General features: G+C 70.9%; 2 protein-coding genes and 1 pseudogene. 1 reads left to right on the top strand and 2 read right to left on the bottom strand.

Annotated elements, in window-relative coordinates; translation table 11 throughout:
- Positions 1–322 (top strand): annotated as a pseudogene (locus ACQKIP_RS44305) (alpha/beta hydrolase); the annotation flags it as partial.
- Positions 323–395: 73 nt separating this feature from the next.
- Here the strand turns inward: ACQKIP_RS44305 and gdhA are convergent.
- Together gdhA and ACQKIP_RS44295 are read right to left on the bottom strand one after the other, a co-directional pair.
- Positions 396–1754: an NADP-specific glutamate dehydrogenase gene (gene gdhA, locus ACQKIP_RS44300; RefSeq protein WP_365853710.1), complete on the bottom strand. Its 1359-nt coding sequence runs from the start codon at positions 1752–1754 to the stop codon at positions 396–398.
- A gap of 271 nt (positions 1755–2025) precedes the next feature.
- Positions 2026–2619 carry a HutD/Ves family protein gene (locus ACQKIP_RS44295; protein ID WP_365853708.1) on the bottom strand — a complete coding sequence of 198 codons (594 nt, stop codon included), beginning with the start codon at positions 2617–2619 and terminating at the stop codon, positions 2026–2028.
- Positions 2620–2849 lie beyond the last annotated feature (230 nt).

Below are 2849 nucleotides of genomic sequence, written 5' to 3'. Positions count from 1 at the left end.
ATCCCGCGCCCTGTACGAGCGCTATCACATCCCCGCCTCCGGCCATGTCTTCTGGGGCAGCGCACTGGCCAACATCCACCCGGGGCACGCCGATTCCTACGTGAACTACCGCAACGACGACCGGGCCCCGCTCCTGTTCGTCTCGGGCGAGCACGACCACCTGATGCCGCCGAAGATCCAGCAGTCCAACGCCAAGCACTACAAGTCGAACACCGTCACCGAGATCATCGAATATCCGGGACGCTCCCACCTGATGCCCGCCCAGAACGGCTGGGAGGAGATCGCCGACCACGCCCTGGCCTGGGCCCTCGACCACACCTGACCCGCCGGCCGTGGTACCCGGCCCACCGGCCGGGCACCACGGCACCGCGGGGCGACCGCGCGGCGCGTGCGGTTCAGATGACGCCCTGGGCCAGCATCGCGTCGGCCACCCGCTCGAAGCCCGCGATGTTCGCGCCCGCCACGTAGTTTCCGGGGGCGTCGTAGCGCTCGGCGGTCTCGTGGCAGGTGTCGTGGATGTCGTTCATGATGTGCGTCAGCTCTTCCTCGACCCGGGCCGCCGTCCACGAGGTACGGGCGCTGTTCTGGGCCATCTCCAGGGCGCTGACCGCGACGCCGCCCGCGTTGGCCGCCTTGCCGGGCCCGAAGGCGACACCCGCCTGCTGCAACAGGCGCACCGCCTCGGGGGTCGTGGGCATGTTGGCGCCCTCCGAGACCACCTTCACGCCGTTGCCGATCAGCGTGGCGGCATCACGGTCGTCGAGCTCGTTCTGGGTGGCCGAGGGCAGCGCGATGTCGGCCGGGACCTCCCAGACGCGCCCGCCCGGCACGAAGCGGGCCGAGGCACCGCGGCGTTCGGCGTACGCGTCGACCCGGCCGCGCTCGACCTCCTTGATCTGCTTGAGGAGGTCGAGGTCGATGCCCTTCTCGTCGACCACATAGCCGGAGGAATCCGAGCAGGTCACCGCGTTGGCGCCCAGGGCGGCCAGCTTCTCGATGGTGTAGATGGCCACGTTGCCCGAGCCGGAGACGACCGCCGTGCGCCCCTCCAGGTCCTCGCCGCGCTGGCGCAGCATCGCCGCCGCGAACAGGACGTTGCCGTACCCGGTGGCCTCCGGGCGGATCAGCGAGCCGCCCCAGCCCTGGCCCTTGCCGGTCAGGACGCCGGCCTCCCAGCGGTTGGTGATACGCCGGTACTGGCCGAACAGGTAGCCGATCTCCCGGCCGCCGACGCCGATGTCACCCGCGGGCACATCCGTGTGCTCGCCGATGTGCCGGTGCAGCTCCGTCATAAACGACTGGCAGAAGCGCATGACCTCCGCGTCGCTGCGGCCGTGCGGCTGGAAGTCGCTGCCGCCCTTGCCGCCGCCGATACCGAGGCCGGTCAGGGCGTTCTTGAAGATCTGCTCGAAGCCCAGGAACTTGATGACGCCGAGGTTCACCGACGGGTGGAAGCGCAGGCCGCCCTTGTACGGGCCGAGCGCGCTGTTGAACTCCACCCGGAAACCACGGTTGACGTGCACGCGCCCCCGGTCGTCCTGCCACGGCACCCGGAAGAGAACCTGCCGCTCCGGCTCGCACAGCCGCTCGATCAGTCCGGGCTCGGCGTACTCGGGGCGGGCCGCGATGACCGGTGCCAGCGTCTCCAGGACCTCGTGCACGGCCTGGAGGAACTCCGGCTGGGCCGGGTTGCGGTGCTCGATCTCAGCGAGCAGCTGATCGAGCGTCGTCTTCGTCTCGGATCGCGTGGTCAAGGGAGCCCTTTCTGGCACGGCTGACACCGGGGATCCGGTACGAGGCGCGGCGCACTCCGGTACAGCCCGTTGGGGGGACGCTCGGCGCCGTTGCCGCGCGCGGGACACTCACGAGTTACGCGCATGTAAACACACTGACCAGCACCCGGGTCCAGGGTGCGACCACTATCCGAGACCAACGTCATACACTGCTGCCCCGCCTGAAGGCAGGGGTATCCACGAAGGAAGACACGATGACGTCCGGCTGACCGGGCGGGGCGGGGTCCTGCCCTCAGCGTGCCGCGGTGATCCGGATCGCGGCGACCGTGCCGTCGCCTCGCAGCAGCAGCGCGCCCGGGCCCTCGTGTCGTACACAGTCGAGACGGCCCAGGGCGCTCTCGAGCCCGTCCGGTGCGCCGACGGTGATCCCCTCGGTGGCGGCCACGACAAACAGGGTCTCGCCTGTGGCGCACGTCAGCTCGGTCTCCTGCGCGGCGGTGACGGTGGTGATGTGGACCCGGGCCGTTGCCCGGCCCCGGCGGGTCATCACGTTCATGTTGCGCACCGCGCCCGCATCCAGGCGGCAGTTCGTCGTCGCGTCGCCGGAGAAGGCGAAGGGGTGCAGCGGCCGGACCGGGTACGCGGCCCCGTCCACGGTCAGCACCATGCCTTCGCCCTCGACCGGCGTGATCACGCGGTCAATGCCGGGAAGCGGGGAGAAGGGGCCCGCCGCGTCCACGTCCGCGACACTCACCCGCCAGTCGAAGCCGTGCGCCGACGCCGGAGGCGCCGGTACGGTGCCCGCCGCGACCTCCCGGGTCGTACCGCCGCCGTTCTTCCACGGCATGCTGCGGTACTGGCTCCAGCGCAGCACGTCCGAGCGCATCCGACGCCGCCTCCTTCTCCGCTTCCCGGCCAGTGAGTCCGGGGCAAGCGTACGTGCCGACCGGGCGCCGACCGGACGCGGACGCTTCGGCGCTTCAGCTGGTGGCGGCGGTCTCCGGCTGCGGAGCTTCGGGCTGCTCCGACGCGGCGCCTGCGGTGTAGAAGACCGAGGAACCCTGCTTGGAGCGCTGCACCCGGCCCCTGGCGACCAGGTTCTCCACCGTGGTGCGC

It is taken from the genome of Streptomyces sp. NPDC059900 (genome assembly GCF_050270335.1).
In the GTDB taxonomy this organism is placed as follows: domain Bacteria; phylum Actinomycetota; class Actinomycetes; order Streptomycetales; family Streptomycetaceae; genus Streptomyces.
Note: the sequence above shows the minus strand (reverse complement) of the source record. Positions and strands in the feature narration are given on the sequence as shown.

Bases quoted from the DNA above. Each gene is read 5' to 3' on its own strand.
- ACQKIP_RS44295 (WP_365853708.1), bottom strand. From the start codon at position 2,619: ATGCGCTCGGACGTGCTGCGCTGGAGCCAGTACCGCAGCATGCCGTGG.